The following is a 21,110-nucleotide window of genomic DNA, read 5'->3' on the forward strand; positions in this document are numbered from 1 at the left end:
TGGTTCTGGCTGTTTGATTAGGATGACAGCAATGTAAAAAACGGCCGTTCCCCTGCCGCACCCAAACCATACCCAGGCGTGGTAAAATGAGCGGGATGCTAAAGATTTACCTGTTTGGCTCTCCCCGGCTGGAGCAGGATACGCAGCCCATCTCTCTATATCGTCGCCGCCGCTCCGTTGCTATCCTGGCTTATCTGGCACAATCGCAGCGGCTGCATAGTCGCGAAAAGCTCGTGACCCTGTTTTGGCCTGAAGAGGATCCCACACGAGCGCGTGCCAATTTGCGCCGTGATCTGTTCTTCCTCCGGCAAAATCTGCCCGATGAGCTGCTCAACGTGTCGCGTTCGCAGGTTGGGTTGAATCTCAATAGTCCCATCTGGGTAGATACGCTTGTCTTTCAGGCGCACCTTAATGCTGTGCATGCCCATCAACATGAAGCGGGGCTGCTGTGTGCCACATGCCTACAAGCACTTACGGAAGCAGTGGCGTTGTATCAGGAAGATTTTCTAACCGGGTTTTCACTGCCAGATGCGCCCGAATTTGATGAGTGGTGTTACTTTCAGGGGGAAAGCTTGCGCCATTCGCTAGTGGAAGCCTTACAGTTATTGGTGACTTGGTATGAACAGCAACGAGACTATACGCTGGCACTGCCTTACGCCCAGCGCTGGCTGTCACTAGATGCGCTCAATGAAGCGGTGCACCGACTACTCATGAAGCTGTATGCGCAAAGCGGCCAGCAGGCAGCGGCGCTACAGCAGTACAAGAAATGCGCCGCTCTGCTGGCCGAAGAGCTGGCGGTCACGCCTGAGCCAGAAACCGATGCCCTGCATGAGGCGATTCAAATGCGACAGTGGCATATGCCTCCATTGCCGGAATCGGCCCGGCCAACGAACATTGTGCCGACTGAGCAACTCATGCCTGCGCAGCCAGCCGCTCCATTTGTAGCGCGTGAAGGAGAACTGGAACGATTGCATCAAGCACTAGATGAAGCAATGAACGGCCGTTTCCAAACTCTCTTTCTAACAGGAGAAGCCGGGCAAGGGAAAACCGCCTTGCTGCAAGCGTTCACCCATCAAGCCGTGGCTGCCCATCCGTCGCTGGCGGTGGCCAGCGGCAGTTGCAATGCCTACACCGGCAGTGGTGACCCTTTTTTTCCATTCCGCGACGTTTTGAATTTTCTCACAGGTGACAGGCAGGCAGCGGCACTCATTCCTCCCTCTGCTGCCCACCCACGCTCATCGTTGTTACCCATTGTTGTGCCAGCAATTTTGCATCACGCACCAGACCTCATCGGGACGCTGCTGGCTGCACGGCCGCTTGCTCAACGCCTGGCCACGCTTGTGCCGGAACGGCCGTTGTGGGTGCAGCAGGTAGAAACGGCCGTACAGCACAGTGAACAAAGTAAAACCCAAGACGGCCTTCAAATTCAGCAAGCGGCACTGCTAGAGCAATATGCCAAAGTGATGCAAAGCATTGCCCAGCAAAGGCCACTGCTTTTGCTGCTTGATGATGTCCAGTGGGTTGACAGCGGCTCGGCAGCGTTGTTGCACCATTTGGGACGACGGCTGGTAGGATTTCCTGTAATGCTGGTGGTTGCCTATCGGCCATCCGATGTGGCACTCGATCGCTCCGACATGCCCCACCCACTGCGCCAAATCATTTATGAATTTCAGCGCAGCTTTGGCGACATCACCCTCGATTTAGGGCAAGCAGGCGGGGAACCCTTTGTCGCCGCACTGCTGGCGCAGGAGCCACACGCGCTCCCGGCTGATTTTCAGGCGACGCTGTACCAGCAAACCAGCGGCCACCCGCTTTTTACGTTGGAGCTGCTGCGCGATATGCAGGCGCGAGGGGATTTGGTGAAGGATGAAGAGGGTCGCTGGATAACGCCCTCGCGCATTGATTGGGAGCGGCTACCCGCCCGCGTGGAGGGGGCGATTGGGGAGCGGATTCGTCGCTTGAATGGCTCACAGCGAGAGATTTTACAGACGGCCAGTGTGGTAGGGGAGTGGTTTTCAGCAGAACTGGTAGCAGCAGCGTTGAACTTAAACGGCCGTTTTGTGCAAACCCAACTCAGCCAGGAACTTGATAAAAAGCACCAACTGGTACAAGCGGTGGACGTCCAGCAGAGTGCCGGGGTGCGCCTGGCGCGGTACCGCTTCCGCCACATTTTGATCCAGCGGTATTTGTACGACAGTCTAGATGAGGCAGAGCGCGTTTATCATCATGAAGCATTGGGCAATGCACTAGAGCAGCTTTTTGCTGCTGATACCAGTTCGGTGGCCGTGGAACTGGCGCGTCATTTTGAAACGGCCGTTATTCCTCATAAGTCGCGTCGTTACTTGGAGCAGGCAGGCGACCAGGCGCGGCAAGCCATAGCTCTTGACCAAGCGGCGCACTATTACCGACAAGCCCTGACATATACAAACGAAAACGCTGTGGCGGAAACGGCCGTCTTGCAGCGCAAGCTGGCCGAAACATTGTGGGTGCTGGGGCAAGTGCCAGAGGCACGACGGCTGTTTGAGGCAGCACTGGCGAGCGTCATGCGGCTGGAAGATGCCAAAGCGATGGGAATTATTCACCGCCATTTGGGGCGTATGAACTGGGAATTGCATGACCGCACTGCTGCCCTAACACATTACCAACAAAGTTTAGCTCTATTAGAGCAGTTTCCAGATAGCGTAGAGCTTGCCTGGACGTTGAGTGGCATTTCTCAAATTCATATGCTGGGTTCAAATTACAAAGTGGCCATGGAATGGGGGGGACGGGCTTTGGCATTAGCGGATCGTTTGCAGGCAACGGCCGTTCGCGTTCATGCACTCAACAATGTCGGCACGGCACAAAACCGGATCGAAAAAGGAAGTGGGGATGCAATGCTGCAAGAAAGCATCCGGCTGGGCAAAACGCTGCGCTTGCCCCACGATACTGGCCGTGCCTACCATAATTTAATGGTCTCTTTCAGGAATCAATATCGGCATGATGAATTGAACGCGACCATTGACGAAGCGTATGCGTATGCAGAACAAACGCAGACGGAGATTTTTTTGATTGGTGCGGCCGTTTTGCGTATGATTGTGGCCTGGGATCAGGGAGCATGGCGCAAAAGTCTGGCGCAATTGGCAGAAATCCAGCAATGGCTGGCAGAACGGGAAGCGGTCGCGTTGAATCCAATAACGGTGGGCACCTTTGCCGCTCAAGTTGCCAATTCTTGTGGCCAGCCTAAAGCAGCTTTAGCTGAGTTGGCCATTGTCAAACCTCTGGTGACAGGGCTGGATGCACCAGATATGTTGCTTTCTTTCTACAATCAGATAGCCCGCGCCCAATGGCTTGCCAAACAGCCGACCCCTGAGATAAAAGACACATTTGACCAAATGCTGGCAATTTGGCAGCGGCCAGACAAGATGCTGTCTTCTGTCTATTGGTGTTTAACCATTGTCGAATGGCGGCTAGCGCAAGGGGATGCCCAAAGTCTTGAGCAAGTTAATGAAATGCTGGATATTTTAGAATCGTTGGCGGATAGATCGCCAGAGAATCAAGCCATCTATTTTGAGTCGCTGGGGCGGCTGGCACTGCAAAAAGATCAGATCGTCTCAGCAGTGCCAGCTTTGGCGCAGGCGGTTATTGCCTGGGCAACGAGTGGGCTAGTATATGATGAGATGCGGGCAGCGCATTATTACGGGCAGGCTTTGCTGACTGCTGATCAGCCCGCCAAGGCAGCAGAAGCGCACGAACGCGCTCATCAGATCGGCAAAGGGCTGGCTGCCGAGCTAGATAATCCTGAAATGAAGGCGGCGTTTTTGCAGACGCCACTGCTCAAAGCGATTGCCCGGCAGGAACGGCCGTAACCTTATCAATTGGTGGTCTTTGAACGTGCCAGCAGGTTGCCTGTTCAAAGGCATGGGCGGCACGCAGCACGGTGGCATCTTCAAACATGCGCCCGGTAAGCATCAGACCAACGGGCAGTCCAGTCTGCGTAAATCCGCAGGGTACGGAGATGGAGGGTTGTCCTGTGAAGTTGAACAGGCGGGTGTTCTTGGGGCGTTCGTGGCCGCGCGGCGACGGTTCGGCAGCGATGGGTTCGGCGGCAATGCTCGAGGTAGGGGTGAGAAGCAGATCGCACTGAGTCATAACGGCCGTTACTGCCTGCCTGAATTGCTGTCGAGACTGTTGGGCTTGGGCGTATTCTGCCCCGCTAATTTTGGCAGTATGTTCAAACTGGCGCAGCATTTCCTGGCTGAAACCTTCTGGAGTTTGTCGCCAAGCCGTGCCGTGAGCAGCCACGGCTTCAGCAAACGTTAGGCTCACTGCTTCGCTGACCTGCGCCAAATTGGGCAATGAGACATCCACAATGGTTGCCCCTAACGCTTCTAAACAACTGGCTGCTTCCAAAACGATTTGCCCAACTTCGGGATCCCCCCCTTCAAAAAAGTAGCTATGTGGAACGCCGATGCGAATGCCGGGCAACGGCCGTTCCAGCATTGCCACGTAATCAACGGCTGGTTGGCGCACTGAATACGGATCGGCTGGATCGTAGGCGGCCAGGTGTTGTTGTAAAAGAGCTGTATCTCGCACCGTGCGGGTGAGAAAACCAACATGATCCAACGACCAGCAGAGCGGCGTCACGCCCGCCTTGCTCACCAGCCCAAAGGTAGGTTTGTGCCCCACAATGCCGCAACAGTGTGCAGGCTGGCGCACGGAGCAGCCGGTGTCGGTTCCCAGAGCAGCATAGGCCAGCCCTGCCGCTACCGCCACGGCGGAGCCGCCACTGGAGCCACCGGGATGATAATCGGTGTGCCATGGGTTGCGGATAGCACCGTAGTGAGGATTGATGGAAGTTGACCCCCAAGCCAGTTCATGCAAACCTGTTTTACCCAGGATGACCGCTCCTAGTGCTTTGAGCTGCCGGATCACCGTTGCATCCTCTTGTGGTATCCAGTTGGCGTACAGCTTGGTGCCGCTGGTGGTGCGAATGCCCTGAGTGGCAAACAGATCTTTGACAGCGATGGGAATGCCATGCAGTGGGCCGAAATCTCGCCCTTGGGCAAAGGCGATGTCAGCGTGGTGTGCCTGCGCCAGTGCTTCGGTTGGCGTTACAGTAATAAAGGCGTTGAGTTTAGGGTTCATCTGCTCGATCCGCGCCAGCATCTGCTCAGTAAGCGCCACCGAGGTTAATTCGGTTGTGCGTAGCAGCGTAGCGATGTCGGTGAGTGAGGCGAACGGTATTGCTTCTAGTTCTAAGTTCACGGTATTTTCCTTTTTTTGTATCTATTTGAGATCGAACCAGACAGCTCTGGCTTTGGCCTGCAAAATGCCATTGGTGGTAAAAACGGCCGATCCTACATGATGTTTACGGCCGTTTTGGGCAATCAACCAGCTTGCGACCACATAATCATTTTCGATAATCAGCGGCGTATAAATCTGGGCAGCAATACGACCTAACAGCAGGGGGCGAACATGCTCACCCATTGCGGCAAATGCACCCGGGCAGTCTAGCGCGGCCCACACAAATTCGGGCTTCACAGTATCATTTGCATCAGACAAATTGCGATGGGGTTTCCAGGGTGCGGCGTACGGGCCATCATGACCTACTGGTCCGGGAAATATGCGCAAACCATCGCTAGCTTGCCGCTTTGGGCCACAAACAAAACAGTTGGCAAATGGGTGACTGTGCCATCCTCGGTAAGAAAGCCGAGCAACGGCTGCCGTGGTTAGGCTTGGTGGCGGCGGAACTTCCAAATCAAGGTTTGCAACCGATGCTTCAGCAACAATCGTGTCACCATCATGCAGTTCAACGGTATTAGGATTGGCTCTATGGCATCTTACAGGTAAATTGACAAATATTGGTCGGCGCAAAGTCACTTGAACAGCCTGCCCATCGCAAACAACTGCCTGTGCCAGACAACCAGCAACATACCCACCATTACCAACGCCAGGTGGGCCACAATAACTCTCGTCAATTTTTATGATGTCATTCTTGATTTCTGTCACAGTTTGATACATGGTTTCATCCTTATGTAATAGCAGGAATAGTGCTTGCCTGGAGATTGATTTGAACAGAAGCAGCGTAGCAAACGGCCGTTCCCACAACGTACCCAAACTGTTCTGGGTTGAACATCTAATTTGTTTGAATGAATGCGGCAAGTTGATGATACGTAGTTGGATTGACTCATGTTGAATCAAGCACCATGCTTGATTTGGGGATAGAGGCAGGGCAAGGGCAGTGGATGATTGATGTTGTTAGCAAGCGTGATTTAACGTATAAACATCACTTATGGTGGAAGATTGGGAAAAGCTCGACAGCGAAGAGATTGCCAACTACCGTATCTTCAAAATGCGAAGAGACGTGCGGCAGTCACCGCGCACCGGGGCAGAGCACAGCTTCTTTGTGCTGGAATCGCCCGATTGGGTAAATGTGGTGGCGCTTACACCAGAAGGTAAGGTAGTGATGATTTACCAGTTCCGCCACGGGACGGCCGAAATCACATTAGAAATCCCCGGCGGCATGGTAGACCCGCGCGAAAACGATCCTGCCGAAGCAATCCAGCGTGAACTCCTAGAGGAGACAGGCTACGTGGCTGAAGAAATCATCCATATCGGCACGGTGGCTCCCAATCCAGCGTTTTTGAGTAACCGCTGCCACACTTACCTGGCGCTGAACGCCCGCTGGCAGCAGGAACCGCAGTTCGATGGCGCGGAAGATATTGCAGTCGAGTTAATCCCGATTGAGGAAATTGCGGGGTTGATTGGAAACGGCCGTATCAGCCATGCCCTCGTCGTTGCTGCCTTCTACCATTACGAGAATTATATCAAGAGCAGGTGACAGTCACTTCCAAAACGACTGTCACCTAAAAAGTTAAATTATGGCAAAACGAAGAAAAAGCCAAAAGCTACTGAGCGAAGACATTCACCTACTAGGTGATATTTTGGGCCAGGTCATCCGTCGCCAGGCAGGGGTAGAGCTGTTTGAGATGGAAGAGGGGGTGCGAGCCCTATCCAAAGCACGGCGCATGGATGGCAGCCCGGAGATTGATGCCCGACTGGCGCAAATTGTGAATGGCCTAAGCGTCGAAAAGGCAGAGTTACTCTCGCGGGCATTTGCCAACTATTTTGAACTGATCAATCTGGCTGAAGAGCAAAATCGGGTGCGCGTTTTGCGTGACCGTGAACGAAAAGCCCATCCGCAGCCGCTGAAAGAATCAATTGCGGCGGCGATCGCCCAACTGCACCAGATGGGCGTGGATGAGTACGAGATGGGCAAGCTGCTAGAAAAGCTGCATGTGGAGCTGGTGTTTACGGCTCATCCCACACAGGCCAAACGCCGAACCGTGCTTTCCAAGCTGCGCCGCATCTCGTCCGCCCTAACGGATTTGCACGTCCGTGATTTGCTGCCCACCGAGAAAGCAAATTTGATGGCTAGCATTCTGGCTGAGGTGACCGCACTGTGGTTGACGAACCGAACGCGAACGGCCGTTATCACCGTCACCGACGAAGTGAAAACCGGCCTCTACTACCCGGGAGCCACCATCTGGGACACCTTGCCCGAGGTATATGCTAGCATGGCGCGAGCCATCGCCGACTATTACCCCAATCTCACCCCTCCCAAGAACTTCCTCACCTTTGGTTCCTGGATTGGCGGCGACCGGGACGGCAACCCCAACGTGACAGCCGACGTAACGGCCGAAACGCTGCGGCTACATCGTGGATTGGCGGTGGTGCAGCACCAGGAAGCCGCCACGCGGCTCAAACGCTCTCTCACCGTTGCAGACTCACTCACCCCCATCCAGCAAGAATTCCTGGACGCACTGGCTGACGTGCAAAACAGGTCTGAGCATCTAGACTTTTTGCAAAATCGGTATCCCAACGAGCCGTACCGTTTGTGGGCTGCTGCCCTGGCTGAAGATTTGGCAATGGCCGCTTCTGGCGACATGGTAGCGCGTTTAAAAGGGGAAGCCAACCCGCCGCTCCGCCTAAAAAGCATGAAGGATTTGCTGGAACCGCTTGAGCTGATGGACAAGACGTTAAAACAAAGCAAGCTCGACGACTTGGCAGCAGACCAACTGGCTCGGATGCGGCGGCAGGCACAGGTGTTTGGCCTGCACGTGGCCCGTCTGGACATTCGCCAGTACAGTGATTTTAATACGGCCGTTCTCGACGAACTCCTGCACAAACTGCAACTCCACGATAACTTTGGCGAACTGGAACCCGCCGAACGCGCCCAAATTCTCTCCAATTTACTCGCTTCCCCCAACCCAGATTTGAGCCAACTCACCGACCTGTCACCAGAAGCTGCTGAAACGCTTGCGCTGTTCCAAATATTGCAGCGCGCCTTCAACTTTTACGGCTCGGAACTGCTTGGCCCCTACATTGTGAGCATGACCCACGGCCCAGAAGACATTTTAACCCCGCTGCTCCTGGCCAAATGGCACGGCCTCTGCCTCGATCCCAATCGCGAAGATGAGGGCATGACCTTTGTGCCGCTGTTTGAAACCCGCGAAGATTTACGCAACGCCCCCGACGTGATGGCCGATTTGTTCAACCATCCCGCCTATGCCCCCCATCTGGCGCGTGTAAGCCGTGAGCAAACAATCATGATTGGGTATTCCGACAGCAACAAGGATGCGGGCTACATGGCCGCCAACTGGGAACTGTACCAGGCGCAGGAAGTGTTGGCTAAAGCCTGTGCTGATTACAATGTGGAAATCATGCTGTTCCACGGACGTGGCGGCACGATTGCTCGTGGCGGCGGCCCGGCCAATCGCGCTATTTTGGCCCAACCGCCGGGGTCGGTAAACGGCCGTATCCGCATCACGGAGCAAGGGGAAGTGATCGACGAACGGTACGGCCATCCAGCGGTAGCCCGCCGCCATTTGGAGCAAGTGGTTCACGCCACGCTGACGGCCAGCGTCGATCCGCGCCACGGCGGCACCACCCAGCCGCAGTCTGACTGGCGCGAGGCAATGGACGAATTGGCATCCATTTCCTACAAAACATACCGCACGCTCATCTACGAAACGCCCGAACTGCTGGACTATTGGGGCGCAGCCACGCCCATCACCGAAATTAGCCAGATGCGCATCGGTAGTCGGCCGTCGCGCCGCACCGCCAAAGCCACCTTCGACAGCCTGCGCGCCATCCCCTGGGGCTTTAGCTGGATGCAAAGCCGCCATGTGCTGCCCGGCTGGTATGGCGTGGGCGAGGCATTAGAAGCCTACGGCAATCAGTCTCCAGAAAACGTGCGCCGCCTGCAAACGATGTATAAAAAATGGCCGTTCTTCCAGGTGGTGATTGACAATGCCCAGGTGTCGTTGGCCAAGGCCGACATGGGCATTGCCAGGCGGTATGCCGATTTGGTTGAGGATGAGGCGGTGCGCCAGAAGATTTTTGGCGAAATTGAAAGCTCGTTCGGCCGTACGGTCAACTGGATTTTGCGGGTGACGGGGCAGCGGGAACTGCTGGACAACGATCCGGTTCTGCAACGCTCAGTGCGGCAGCGCAATCCATATGTAGACCCGCTGAACTTTGTGCAGGTGGCTTTATTGCGCCGCCTGCGCTTCTTGCCAGAAAAAGATAGTCCCAAGGCACAGCAAATCCTTCACGCGATCTTCTTAACCATTAATGGGATTGCTTCGGGGTTGAAAAATACAGGGTAGAAGAATAGAAGTTCAACTTTTGCCAAAAGTTGAACTTCTCCAGCCAAAGAAATTAGCCAATCCCTACGAATACCAAGCCAACCGAGACGATGCCGATGCCAATTATTTTGGGCAAATAGCGAGGCTCTTTCTGGAGCGTCAGCCCTAACGTAGCACCAATGGGAATACTTAACTGGCGAAAGGCAGCGACGTAGCTTACGTTAGTAACGTGGGCCATTGATGCCAGCACCAGTCCATAGGTGGCCATAATCACCACGCCTGTAACCAAACTGGTTAGCATCAGCCGGCGATTTTGACCGATTTTCCAGAGCTGCTTCCGCTCCGGCGAGTAAAGCAAAGTACCCAAACCCAACAGTAACGCGGTGCTGCTGGTTTGCAAGGCAATGAATATGAGGGTGATTTGGCTGTTGGCCAAGGGCAACGTGGCGCGAAGCTGCCGCAAAGCCTCATCATCGATCAGAGTGTAGCCAGTAGTGCCGATGGCGGCGACCAAAGCCATTAGTGTGACCACATCTAGGTAGCTGCCTAGCCGCAAATATTGAAAATGGGGCAGCGGCAAAATGATGCAGCCGCCAGCGATGAGAATCATCCCCAGCAGCCCCAGGCCGCCAATCTCACCGCCATTGCCCCACAACAAACTGATAGCCGTTACAAATAGAACGGGCATGGCGCGAGCCAATGGATAGGCTAAGGAAATATCACCCTTTCGGTAAGCTCCAGCCAGGCCGAAGAAATAAATTGCTTGGGCAATGCCCGTTGCCAAAACCAGCCCCCAAACGGCCGTCGAAATCAATCCTAAAACATGGCGATGGATGAATAGAATGGGAGAAATAATGAGGGTGGCAAAGATGGCCGTTACAAAAAAGAAAGCCAACGAAGGATTGCGCCGCTTGCTGATAAAGTTCCAGCCTGCGTGCATAAACGCCGAGGTAATAATGAGGATTGCCGCAATGAGGCTCACGTGGAATGGTTATTCGTCTGGGGATATTGCTTGAACAAATTGGCTAATCTCAGGATCGGCTAAACCGAAGGTGGTGATGCTGCTGCCTTCTGAGGTGACGCCAGACAAATCCCGCTGTAGCTGCTGAATCTCTGTTTCGCCCCCGGCTGTTTTTACCAAAAAGACGGTGCCGTTTGCCAGATCAAATTGTTGATTGTCGATCTGGATTTGGGCGGAACGGCCGTCTGCCGTTTCAATCTGCCAGGTAAAGCCAGACCCACTTTCGGAAACGGCCGCACACTGCGTCAAATTTGTGGCGTCGCCAACCGCACCACCGCTGTCACAGGTTGATGACTGGATGGCATCGTGCCAAATCATAATGCCTAGCCCTTCTTGCCAAAGAAAATAATCGTAGCCCGCACTTTCATAGCTGCCACCCGCCATGTTTGGTCCCGGCGGCGTCTCCCTGCGAAAGCAAGCGGCCAGTGCCAACATAATAATCCAAGCCAAAACAAAGAGAGACACAATGCGTTTATGTTTCATGAATACCTTCACAATATCTTGATGATTTGCGGCTAACTATAACTTGCGTGTGGCGAAAATAGGACGTGGATTTATGGAAGGTTAATTTGGAGAGGGAGATGGAAACGGCCGTTTACCCATCGGCATTGGCAAACCTCTCAGCAATAAACCGGTAATCCAGCCAGGCAGACTCATCCATCCCCCAGGCATTGCGGCATTCCGCTAGAATGACAGTTTTGTGGCTGTTGACCGTTTTCATCGTAATGAAAAGTTTTTTAGCGACTTGTTTGGGGGTGAGGCCGTCAGCAAAAGCGTCCAGCACCTCGTTTTGGCGCGGGGTGAGTCGTTGGCGAACGGCCGTTCGTTTAATATTTTCCAAATCATCCAGCAGCCCACGTGGCCCTGCTAGCACATCGGTTTCGGCCGTTACGGGGCGGGTGAGTTGCCGTAATGCCGGAAAGTAGCTGCCCCACGGCATCATTGGCACTTCGATTAGCTGAAAGCCAGCCTCTGGCGGCAGGTGCATCATCTTGCCATCACGGGTGCGGGGGAGCCATTCGTCGGGCGTGTAACTGTGCCACAACCTGTCTTCATGCCCAAAATGCAGCATTGCTGCCGACATCGTCATGAACCCCAACATTTGCCGCCCACCGCTGATGCAAACGTGTAACGTATGCTGCTTGTTTTTAAGTTCGATGAGGAGTTGGCTGAGGGCTTCCCAGGTGGCGTGGGAATCTGCCTCGTCACGGATATCTGCGACGGGGCCTACGTCGGTGGTAATGGGATGAAACGTCAGCTTGAGCCCCTGGTAGCGAGGCTCCGCCAGCGTCGTGATGATTTTTTGAACGGCCGTTTGTAAGCGTGAGCTAGCAATATCCAAATGGATTAACAGAATTTGATCTAGCCGAACGCCCCGAGCCAATAAAGCATCCACGGCAAAGGTAATCACCTGTGGCTGCCCCCCCATGGTGGCCACAAAGGTCGTTTGCCTGCGAATGCTCATGCGTCAGCCTCATAAAACCGGCAATGAAGCCAGTTGTTGATAGGACAAGGGGATTGGCAAACGCATACGTTGCGAAAAGTTGTGCAAAAATTGGTCGATGCGCAATCTTTCCTGCAATAATAGCGGTTTGCTCATGTGGGACGGCCGTAATTGTTCCACCAATCGTGTAGAAACAGGGTACAAGTAACCAACGGGCTTGGTTGCCTCATACATTTGCTCTGCAAATTGGTAAACGCGGGGATCAATCAAAAAATGGGAGGCGCATATGGGGCCACCAGCAAACAGCAATCCATCTGGCAAAGGTGAATATGCTGTATCGCCAATAAGAGTAGAACCAACGCCATAGTTGGCAAGGAGGTCATCCATTAAAGGGCTAACAAAGAGATGCAAAAAAGTGGGTTCGATATGTAATGTTTGCAAGATGTTTATGGCTTGAGAAACGCTTTTTTCTGCAAATCCTGCCGTAATCAAAATACAGCAATTCTTGCTTGTTGACTTCATATTCCTGAATCCTCTACAATGGCAAGATGACAGGCGAAGAGCCTGCCAACTTGCGCAATTTTCCCACCTGGAACTTTCTAGCACTGTAACATGAAGCGCAACCAGCAACGTAAAAAAAAGCCGAGAATAGGCAGCTTTTTTGTAAAAAAGCTCAATCGAGCCAATCCGTGCAAAAAAGTTGAAGCCCGTGGCTTAAATCCTTGATATAGACAGCTACCCCGTAAGGACAAGTAATGAAGAAGATTCCCCCACCAGCGCAACTCAAAAAGGACATTCACCAAGCCTTCAAACATTTTCATAAAGTTCAGGAGCCACCTGATAATCTGCTGTCCAATTTGGTGCTTGTGCAGGAAACTCAGAAAAAAGAGAGTGCCAAACCCAAACGATATTGCGTGAACGTTGTTCTAGAAAAAGGTTTGACTCAACTGGAGAATCACCAGGCAGAAGGTGCCCAAATCCTCAGAAAGCGTTTTCTGGACAATAAATCAATTTCTGAAGTGGATAAAGAATTAGGGTTGTCTTCGCTTGACCGCGTTAAGCATAAACAATCCAGTGCGTTTAGTGAGCTGACCCAGATTATTTGGGACTTGGAGTTTGCGGCTCGAAATGCGTTGATTACGGCTCAAAAAAGCAAGTTAGAGGCCAAGAGCTACACTGAGCTTTTCGGCATAGACAAGCTGCATAAAGAGCTGCGCAACCTGCTTATGGCTGAAGCCTCTCCTTGGGTCGTTACTCTGGCTGGCATCGGCGGGATCGGCAAGACGTCGCTGGCAAACTTCACGGTTCGGCACGTTATTGAACGGCTGCATTATCACGACGTGGTTTGGCTGAAAATTTCTGAGGTTGGCAGGGGTAAACGGCCGTATCCCACCCCACAAACCTTCGACAAACTCATTGGTCAACTGTGCCAAAAAATGCTGCCAGCACTTTCTAGCCAAACATCCCAGGAAGAACGACTGTTCCATCTACAACAGCTTCTCAAAAGCCAGCGTTTCCTCATCATCATTGATGATCTGGAATTACAGGAAGATACTGCATACCTGATCTCAGAGTTGGTAGCATTGAGCAATCCCAGCCGCTTTTTGCTAACGTCGCGGACCAAACCAGCCCCACACGCCGGGTCGCAATCTATCAGCTTACCTGAACTAACAGAGGTGTATAGCTTGGCCCTTATTCGCCACTATGCTGAGGAAATTGGTTTTGCTGAAGCCGTGCAGGCGAACGATAAGGAATTGCTGCCAATGTACAAATTGGTTGGCGGGAATCCGTTCTGCCTGAAACAGCTGGTTAACCTGGCCAGGCACCGACCGCTGAAATCGTTACTGGATTCATTGGGGAAACGGCCGTTAGACAGTGGTGATGGCATGTATCAGCATATTCTAAAAGAAACGTGGCTGGGCTTGAGTGACGACGCCAAAACCGTACTGGCGGTGATGACATTAGCTACCGAAGCCGGTATGGATGCCGATCAGATTGCAAAATTGAGCGTCTTGCCTGATGCCAGACTCTGGCCAGCTATTAACGAATTGATTGGCCGCTCATTGCTGGAGATTAGAAGCAGCACCTTGTGGGAACGCTCTTATGGCATTCACCGCCTTACGGAACTTTTCCTCCGTTCATTAATGAATGGAGGTAGCGATGAGGATACTGAAAACGATGACGTTTGACATCAATGCTGTTGTTGTTGGAGCCATCACCAGAGGCCTCTCTGATTACAAAAACCAGCTATCAGCCAAGCCAGAGCAGGCGGATAAATTAAAGCTGCAACACGCCTCAATTCTAAAGACAATTGGAGAAAGTTTTGGCTATGATCATATTCAGGAAGAGGCGGTGCAATTACTGCTTGAACTATTCCCAACCTTTGAAAGATGGGGGTACTGGTCAGACTGCATTACTATTTCGAAAGAAGCATTGTCCCTGGATTTGTCGCCAGAACAACAAGGCTATTTAAACGCAAATTTGGGGCGCATTTACCTTCTCAACCGCAATTTTGATGATTCATTGCGCCACCTAAACCAAAGTTTAGCCCTCGCCGATAAACATCAATTGAAGAACCTTTCTGGCTTGACGCACCATCGGCTGATGAATACCTATCTGCTTTGTGAGGATCACACAACAGCAAAGCAGCATGGGCTTCAAGCGTTATCTTATCTTTCCAAAGAACCATCAGAAACGCTGGCTGCTGCCTACAATTCGCTAGGTCTGGCCTCTATGGGGTTAAACAAATTGACGGAGGCTGAAAATTACTTCTGGGATGCTTTGGCCATTTGGGATTGCCTAAAAGATTACACCCATATGGCGCGTAGCTACCAAAATCTCGGAGTCTTGTTTTTTCAGCAGGGGAATCTAGAAGAGGCGAAAAAATGTTTTGAAAATGCCCTCGTGACATTGGGCAACACATCAAGTATCGTAGACAGACTTAAGGCAATGAACGGATTAGGGTCTGTTTACCACTCGTTGGGTGATTTTGCGACGGCCGAAAATGTGTTTACAGATGCCACAGCAAAATGGGAGAATGAGCTAGGGGATAAGATCGGGTGGTATCATTTGCGCGGATCGTTAACCCACAATTTAGGCAACACCCAGTTGGCAAAAGGCAACCCGGTACAGGCACGCGTGACCCTAGAAAGGGCAACAACTTTCTGGCAACAAGCGAATGATGATTTGCAAAAGGGGAATACGGTTGGCACGATTGCGGAAGCCTTCATGGAAGATGAAGAGTGGGAAGCGGCCGTTGTCACTTATGATGACGCCCTAGCCTTGTTAGAAAAATTTCCAGACCATCCGTGGGCCAGGAAGCTGGCAAATGATTTTCAGCAAGCAAGAGGAGAATGTGCTGAACGGTTAAATTCGCCAGAGGAAGGAGAATAAAGCCATCCAGCACATTCTGTATGAGGCTACTACAGTTCGGCAGAAATCCGCACTAAGTTATTATGACAACTGTGCCGGACTGTTTAAGTATTGCGCCGCCGTCAAGAACTTTATGCGAACTTTTGGAGCGCAATACTAGCTTGGCGTTAGCCACCACAGGTGGACGTTTGCATTGAGCAATCACCATCTGGTGAGGGCAATGTGGGAGCTGCAAAAAATGCAAACAGCAAGCCCGCTGCCATAACAAGGTGAGCCAATTTTGTTTTTAACGTCATTCCGATACCTCCAGAAGTTTGGAGGCTCCGGTGTCAGGCGCGCCCAGGGGTGTCCCTCTTCATGAAGTCCACTAGAGCCTGGAAACATTACTATTGCATGCAGTAGCAGCATATAATTCCTACCCTCAAAAAGCATGAGACCTTTACTGAAAAAGGTCTGAGAATCGTTCTGATTTAGCTCCCTTGGTTTTGGCGCAGAAATTGATTTGATGGTGGCCAGCAAGCCGATTTTGCCTGGCCCACACTCGCCCATCATCCGACGCTATGTTAGAATCGCATCTGTGAAAAAGATTGATTATTTGGTAATCGGGCACATCACCAGAGATGTGACCCAGGCGGGTAATTTGGTAGGCGGCACGGTTGCTTATGGTGGACGCGTGGCACATGCTTTGGGTTGCAACACGGCCGTTCTCACAAGCTGCCAACCGGAGTACGAAGGGCTGCAAGAATTAACGGGCCTTACTGTGAAACTGCTCCCCTCGGCCAATACCAGCACGTTTGAAAATATTTACGGAGAAAACGGCCGTATCCAAATGCTCTACACCGTTGCTAGCTCGCTAGGTGTAGACGATCTGCCGTCAGCGTGGCCGCAGCCGACGGTTTTGCATCTTGGTCCGCTGACCAATGAGGTAGACCCGGCTATCATGCACCGCTATCCAGAAAGCATTATTGGGCTGACGCCGCAAGGGTGGCTACGCCACTGGACAGAAGACGGCCGTGTGTATGCCCGCGAATGGCCGGAGGCGGAACGATATTTACCGCTGGCAGATGTGGTGATTTTGAGCGAAGAAGATTTGCTGAACGATGAAATGTTGATCCGCTATCGGCAACATGCCAAGCTGCTCATCATGACCGAAAACGCGCAGGGTTGCACGGTTTTTTATGGCGAGGAAGTGCGCCAGGTGGCAGCCCCCAGCGTGACGCAGGTTGAGCCAACCGGGGCGGGAGACATTTTTGCCGCCGCCTTTCTGACGCAATATGCACGAAACGGCCGTAACCCGTGGCAAGCAGCCGAATTTGCCAACTTTATCGCGGCGCAATCCGTCACCAAACTTGGCCTTGATGCCAAAATTGAGCTAATTCAGCAAGTGACACAGGAAAATTTCTCAATTACCTAATTGCTTAATTACATCTTTTGTAATTAGGAAATTGGGTAACTGGGTCATTGGGTAATTCATTCATGACAACAAAAATTTACGCAGTTGCCAACCAAAAGGGGGGCGTGGGCAAAACCACCAGCGTGATCAATTTGTGCGCTTTTTTGGCCTCCAGCGGACGCCGTGTGCTTATGGTAGATATGGACCCCCAGGCCAACGCCACATCTGGCTTGGGGTATGAAAAATACGAGATGGAACGCTCGACGTATGATCTTTTGCTGGAAGCGGCTACTCTTGATGAGATTGTATTGCAGCATAAAGCGTACAAGCTGGATTTGCTGCCTGCCCATCCCGCGCTAGCCGGAGCCGAGGTTGAATTGGTGAACGCTATTGGCCGTGAATACCGTTTGCGAAATGCGTTGGCAAAGATAGACGGCCGTTACGACTATATCCTTATCGACTGCCCGCCTAGCCTCTCCATGCTCACCGTGAATGCGCTCACTGCCGCCAAAGACGGCATCATTATTCCCGTACAGTGTGAATATCTGGCTTTGGAGGGACTCACCCAGCTCACCCAAACCATCGAGCTGGTACAAAAATATCTCAATCCCGATTTGGCCATTCGCGGCCTTATCATGACGATGTACGACAGCCGCACCAACCTTAGTCGCCAGGTAGTGGAAGAGGTGCGTAATTACTTCCCTGGTAAGGTGTTTCGTACCATCGTGCCGCGCAATGTGCGGTTGAGCGAAGCACCCAGCTTTGGCCAACCAATCAATCTGTATGCGCCAAACTCCCCAGGCGCGGTGGCTTACAAAGTGTTGGCTGCCGAGCTGGTGAAGGGTGACATGACGGCACAGGGGGTGGCAGCATGAGCAAAAAACGTGGATTAGGTCGTGGTTTAGGGGCTCTTATCCCCAGCGACCACAATGCCCCGGCTGAGGAGGGGGGTGTGAAGATGGTGCCGGTAACGGCCGTATCTCCCAACCCGCACCAACCCCGCAGCACTATGGATGAGCAAAAGCTGCAAGAATTGGCTGATTCTATCAGGGAACACGGCCTCATCCAGCCGCTCATCGTTACGGCTGCTAATGGTGGCTACACGCTTATTGCCGGGGAGCGACGCTGGAGAGCTTGCCAACTGGCAGGCTTGCAAGAAGTGCCGGTGGTGGTGAAGGAAGCGACGCCGCAAGAGATGCTGGAATTGGCCATCATCGAAAATGTGCAGCGCGCCGACCTTAATCCGTTGGAAGAAGCGTACGCTTACCAACAGCTTGCCGAAGATTTTGGCTTTACCCATGAGCAGATTGCCCAGCGTATGGGCAAGGGGCGGACGACAATCACCAATTTGATACGCCTGTTGGGCTTGCCGGAAAATATTCAGCAGGCGGTGGCAGACGGCCGTCTCAGCGGCGCGCACGGGCGGGCATTATTGCCCCTACCCAACGCCACCATGCAAACCAACCTGATGAACGACATCATCAAGTTTAACCTGAGCGTACGCCAGGTAGAGGCGCGCGTTACCACGCTACTTTCTGCCAAGAAACCCAGGGCGAAGAAACCGCGTCCCGGCTTGCCGATCGAACTAGAGGCGTTGCAATCCCAATTTCAGGACAGCTTGGGTACGAAAGTTAATATCGAAACCAGCGGCAAGGGGAAGGGACGGGTCATCATCCATTACTACTCCGACGAAGAGCTGCAAGCCGTCTACGACGCCATCATCGGCGACGAGTAGAAAACTTTTATGGATGCCAGGTGATGGTGGGCACAACGGCCGTTTCCACATAAGGGCCATTTGCTAAATCGTCAAAATAGTCGTTTGCCAACAAGCCACTGTAGGAAAAGAGCGAATGTCCTGCCGTGCCCGCGTCGCGAGCCATCTGGATACGCGCTTCGATTTCAGCAAAAGAGCAGTAGCCTGCGCCGATGCCGGGGATGATGAAACGGCCGTTTCTATCCCCCTGAAAATCATCCACTAACGTTTGCCACCGAGCCCGAATCCAGTAATCGCTCGAAGTTGGGTCGGGGTTTTCCTCATAATTGCCCTCATCGTCACAATCGTTGTAGCTGCTGCCGGGGTAAATCATCGGCGAAATGCTGTCGATATGCTCATTGGCCAGCCACGCTTTGGAATCCTGATAGTAGGTGAGGTTGCCCTGCTGAGGCGAGCCGGGGAAGTTCCAGGCGGGGTCTAGCTCATGAATGGGCCATACAGCCGCAGACAGCCATAATCCTTCTTTTAGTGGCACCACTTCTTCATAAAAGCGGCGCACCGTGCTGCTCACCCGATCCCGCTGCCATTGCGCATAGTCGTCATCGCTGAAGCAATCCGTCCCATACAATGCTTCGCTCACCGGGTCGCAGGAAGTGCTGCTGCCGCCATAGCGGATGTGGTCCAGATGCAGCCCGTCAATATCGTAGCGCGTGACCAAATCTTTCCCTACGGCAATGAGATGGTTATTTAAGAAGCTGGAAGCGGGCGTGCCGCGCATGTAGGCACCGCAGTAAACGTCATCGCTGGTTGTCCACTGCAGGCCATTGGGCTTATCGTCGGTGCTGCCATGTTCGTTGAGAAGCTGATGATAAAGCGGTGTGGGCGCGACGCTGTCGTCGGGCGGCGTGTCGCAAAAGCTGCCACCATTCCACACTGGGTAAACGTTGATGTAGGCATGTACTTGAATGCCTGTGGCATGGGCTTTTTCAATCATCGTGGCGAGCGGATCCCACAGCGGGTCTGGGGTCTGGCCGTAGACGCCGCTGACGCGGTCGGCCCACGGCTCCAGGCTGGATTGGTAGTAAGCGTCGGCAATGCCGCGCACCTGGAAGAAGATGACGTTGAAGCCGGCACTCGCCACGTTTTGCACGATTTCATCAATTTTGGCAGGGTTGGCAGGTTGGCCGTAGCTGGTCCAGTCGAAGCGGCTCACCCACACACCACGAAATTCGGTCATGGGTTCAGGGTTGGGTGGGTTGGTGCTATCGAGAATGAGGGGGAGGTAAACGGCCGTTTCCTCCCCAGCCGCCACGTTTTCCCCAGTTTGTAGGGCCAACGTTAAGATAAAAAATGCACTCAGCAAAATTGCAGCTCGTTTCATGATCGGTTCCCGTCTTGCTTATTTTGGCGCATTGTGGCATAGAAACGGCCGTCCCGCCGCCAAAAACCCATAAATTTACGCCCCCTCTCACATTTTTTAACGCAATCTGCACAATTACCCAATTACCCAATTACCGAATAAAATCCCCCCATGAAAGCACCACAAAAATTCACCACCAGCGCAGGGCGCATCATCTACTCCTTTCCCGTGCAATCTTTCCCCAGCTTAGTGAACAATATTTATCTGATTAGCGGTGGCGATTCGCTGATTTTAGTGGATTGCGGTTCTGGTTTTGCGGAGGCGAATGACCAGCTGCTGGCGGGGGTAACGGCCGTTGCCGAACAGTTCGACGAAGCAATCAGCCTGGAAGCCGTCACCCACATCCTTATCACCCACGGCCACATCGACCATTTTGGTGGCCTGCCCTTTGTCCGTCAGTTCACGGACGCGCCGGTAGGTGTGCATGTGCTGGATCGCCGCGTGCTTTCCAATCATGAAGAGCGTGCTATCTTCGCTTCTAGCCGTCTGGACAATTTTTTAGAGGGGGCTGGCGTTTCTGAAGAACGGCGCGAAGCGTTGATGCAGGTCTATCTCTTTGGCAAGCAATATTACCAATCTACGGCCGTCCAGTTCCTGCTGGAAGAAGGCACGCCGACAGTGGGGGGCATTGGCGTGTTTCATGTGCCGGGGCATTGCCCGGGACAGGTGTGCCTGCTGGTGGATGATGTGCTGCTAACGGCCGATCACGTGCTTAGCCGCACCACACCCCACCAGGCCCCGGAGAGTATTACCAACAACATGGGGTTAGGTCACTATCTGGACTCACTCACCAAAATTGAGCAGGTGCCGAATGTGCGACTGGCGTTGGGTGGGCATGAAGAGCCGATGGAAGATGTGTACGGTCGTATCCAGGCCATCAAAACCGCCCACGACGACCGTCTCAACAAAATCCTGGAGATTTGCACCAAGCCAAAATCCCTGGCCGACATCAGCCGCGACCTCTTTGGCACGGTGCAGAGCTACCACGTTCTGCTGGCGCTGGAAGAAACCGGTGCCCACGTAGAGCACCTCTACCAGCGCGGCGAACTGATCGCCGCCAACCTGGACGAAATCCAAAAGACGCATCATCCCGTCATCCAATACCAACAAGCGTAGC

The 21,110-nt window shown here is 53.0% G+C and carries 17 protein-coding genes; 9 read left to right on the forward strand and 8 right to left on the reverse strand.

The window, feature by feature from the left end:
* Positions 1-86 precede the first annotated feature (86 nt).
* Positions 87-3,845 carry an ATP-binding protein gene (locus ACOQPU_RS19880; RefSeq protein WP_420641582.1) on the forward strand — a complete coding sequence of 1,253 codons (3,759 nt, stop codon included), beginning with the start codon at positions 87-89 and terminating at the stop codon, positions 3,843-3,845.
* On the opposite strand, the gene ACOQPU_RS19885 is transcribed toward ACOQPU_RS19880, so the two are convergent.
* Both ACOQPU_RS19885 and ACOQPU_RS19890 read right to left on the reverse strand, forming a co-directional pair.
* On the reverse strand, positions 3,814-5,244 hold the full coding sequence (locus ACOQPU_RS19885; RefSeq protein WP_420641583.1) for an amidase: 1,431 nt from the start codon (positions 5,242-5,244) through the stop codon (positions 3,814-3,816). The genes ACOQPU_RS19880 and ACOQPU_RS19885 overlap by 32 nt on opposite strands.
* Positions 5,245-5,265: 21 nt before the next feature.
* Positions 5,266-6,000: a hypothetical protein gene (locus ACOQPU_RS19890; RefSeq protein ID WP_420641584.1), complete on the reverse strand. Its 735-nt coding sequence runs from the start codon at positions 5,998-6,000 to the stop codon at positions 5,266-5,268.
* A gap of 271 nt (positions 6,001-6,271) precedes the next feature.
* Between ACOQPU_RS19890 and ACOQPU_RS19895 the strand changes: the two genes are divergently transcribed.
* Positions 6,272-6,820 (forward strand): NUDIX hydrolase, encoded by a 549-nt coding sequence (locus ACOQPU_RS19895; RefSeq protein WP_420641585.1) that lies wholly within the window; start codon positions 6,272-6,274, stop codon positions 6,818-6,820.
* 40 nt (positions 6,821-6,860) lie between these two features.
* On the forward strand, positions 6,861-9,650 hold the full coding sequence (gene ppc / locus ACOQPU_RS19900; RefSeq protein ID WP_420641586.1) for a phosphoenolpyruvate carboxylase: 2,790 nt from the start codon (positions 6,861-6,863) through the stop codon (positions 9,648-9,650).
* 52 nt (positions 9,651-9,702) lie between these two features.
* Here the strand turns inward: ppc and ACOQPU_RS19905 are convergent, their stop codons facing one another.
* The 4 genes from ACOQPU_RS19905 to ACOQPU_RS19920 all read right to left on the reverse strand — a co-directional run bounded on the left by ACOQPU_RS19905 (position 9,703) and on the right by ACOQPU_RS19920 (position 12,481).
* Positions 9,703-10,611, reverse strand: coding sequence for an EamA family transporter (locus tag ACOQPU_RS19905; protein WP_420641587.1), 909 nt, complete (start codon positions 10,609-10,611; stop codon positions 9,703-9,705).
* Between the two features lie 9 nt (positions 10,612-10,620).
* Positions 10,621-11,133, reverse strand: a complete 513-nt coding sequence (locus tag ACOQPU_RS19910) for a neocarzinostatin apoprotein domain-containing protein (protein WP_420641588.1) — start codon at positions 11,131-11,133, stop codon at positions 10,621-10,623.
* Between the two features lie 112 nt (positions 11,134-11,245).
* Positions 11,246-12,115: a CRISPR-associated ring nuclease gene (locus ACOQPU_RS19915; RefSeq protein WP_420641589.1), complete on the reverse strand. Its 870-nt coding sequence runs from the start codon at positions 12,113-12,115 to the stop codon at positions 11,246-11,248.
* Between the two features lie 9 nt (positions 12,116-12,124).
* Positions 12,125-12,481: a hypothetical protein gene (locus ACOQPU_RS19920; protein WP_420641590.1), complete on the reverse strand. Its 357-nt coding sequence runs from the start codon at positions 12,479-12,481 to the stop codon at positions 12,125-12,127.
* Positions 12,482-12,849: 368 nt separating this feature from the next.
* Here ACOQPU_RS19920 and ACOQPU_RS19925 point away from each other — a divergent pair, with 368 nt between their 5' ends.
* Both ACOQPU_RS19925 and ACOQPU_RS19930 read left to right on the forward strand, forming a co-directional pair.
* Positions 12,850-14,283: an NB-ARC domain-containing protein gene (locus tag ACOQPU_RS19925; protein WP_420641591.1), complete on the forward strand. Its 1,434-nt coding sequence runs from the start codon at positions 12,850-12,852 to the stop codon at positions 14,281-14,283.
* Positions 14,255-15,487: a tetratricopeptide repeat protein gene (locus ACOQPU_RS19930; RefSeq protein ID WP_420641592.1), complete on the forward strand. Its 1,233-nt coding sequence runs from the start codon at positions 14,255-14,257 to the stop codon at positions 15,485-15,487. The genes ACOQPU_RS19925 and ACOQPU_RS19930 overlap by 29 nt, the downstream gene beginning before the upstream one ends.
* Positions 15,488-15,633: 146 nt before the next feature.
* Here the strand turns inward: ACOQPU_RS19930 and ACOQPU_RS19935 are convergent, their stop codons facing one another.
* Positions 15,634-15,762 (reverse strand): hypothetical protein, encoded by a 129-nt coding sequence (locus tag ACOQPU_RS19935; RefSeq protein ID WP_420641593.1) that lies wholly within the window; start codon positions 15,760-15,762, stop codon positions 15,634-15,636.
* Positions 15,763-16,043: 281 nt separating this feature from the next.
* Between ACOQPU_RS19935 and ACOQPU_RS19940 the strand changes: the two genes are divergently transcribed.
* The 3 genes from ACOQPU_RS19940 (at position 16,044) to ACOQPU_RS19950 (ending at position 18,594) form a co-directional block, all read left to right on the forward strand.
* Positions 16,044-16,880 (forward strand): PfkB family carbohydrate kinase, encoded by an 837-nt coding sequence (locus ACOQPU_RS19940; RefSeq protein WP_420641594.1) that lies wholly within the window; start codon positions 16,044-16,046, stop codon positions 16,878-16,880.
* Positions 16,881-16,942: 62 nt separating this feature from the next.
* Positions 16,943-17,734, forward strand: coding sequence for a ParA family protein (locus tag ACOQPU_RS19945; RefSeq protein ID WP_420641595.1), 792 nt, complete (start codon positions 16,943-16,945; stop codon positions 17,732-17,734).
* On the forward strand, positions 17,731-18,594 hold the full coding sequence (locus ACOQPU_RS19950; protein ID WP_420641596.1) for a ParB/RepB/Spo0J family partition protein: 864 nt from the start codon (positions 17,731-17,733) through the stop codon (positions 18,592-18,594). Before ACOQPU_RS19945 ends, ACOQPU_RS19950 begins: the two co-directional genes overlap by 4 nt.
* 7 nt (positions 18,595-18,601) lie before the next feature.
* On the opposite strand, the gene ACOQPU_RS19955 is transcribed toward ACOQPU_RS19950, so the two are convergent.
* On the reverse strand, positions 18,602-19,954 hold the full coding sequence (locus tag ACOQPU_RS19955; protein ID WP_420641597.1) for a glycoside hydrolase family 10 protein: 1,353 nt from the start codon (positions 19,952-19,954) through the stop codon (positions 18,602-18,604).
* Positions 19,955-20,104: 150 nt separating this feature from the next.
* On the opposite strand from ACOQPU_RS19955, the gene ACOQPU_RS19960 reads away from it, so the two are divergent.
* Positions 20,105-21,109 carry an MBL fold metallo-hydrolase gene (locus ACOQPU_RS19960; protein ID WP_420641598.1) on the forward strand — a complete coding sequence of 335 codons (1,005 nt, stop codon included), beginning with the start codon at positions 20,105-20,107 and terminating at the stop codon, positions 21,107-21,109.
* The last annotated feature ends 1 nt before the right edge of the window (position 21,110 follow it).

The organism is Candidatus Leptofilum sp., assembly GCF_965223285.1.
GTDB lineage: Bacteria > Chloroflexota > Anaerolineae > Promineifilales > Promineifilaceae > Leptofilum.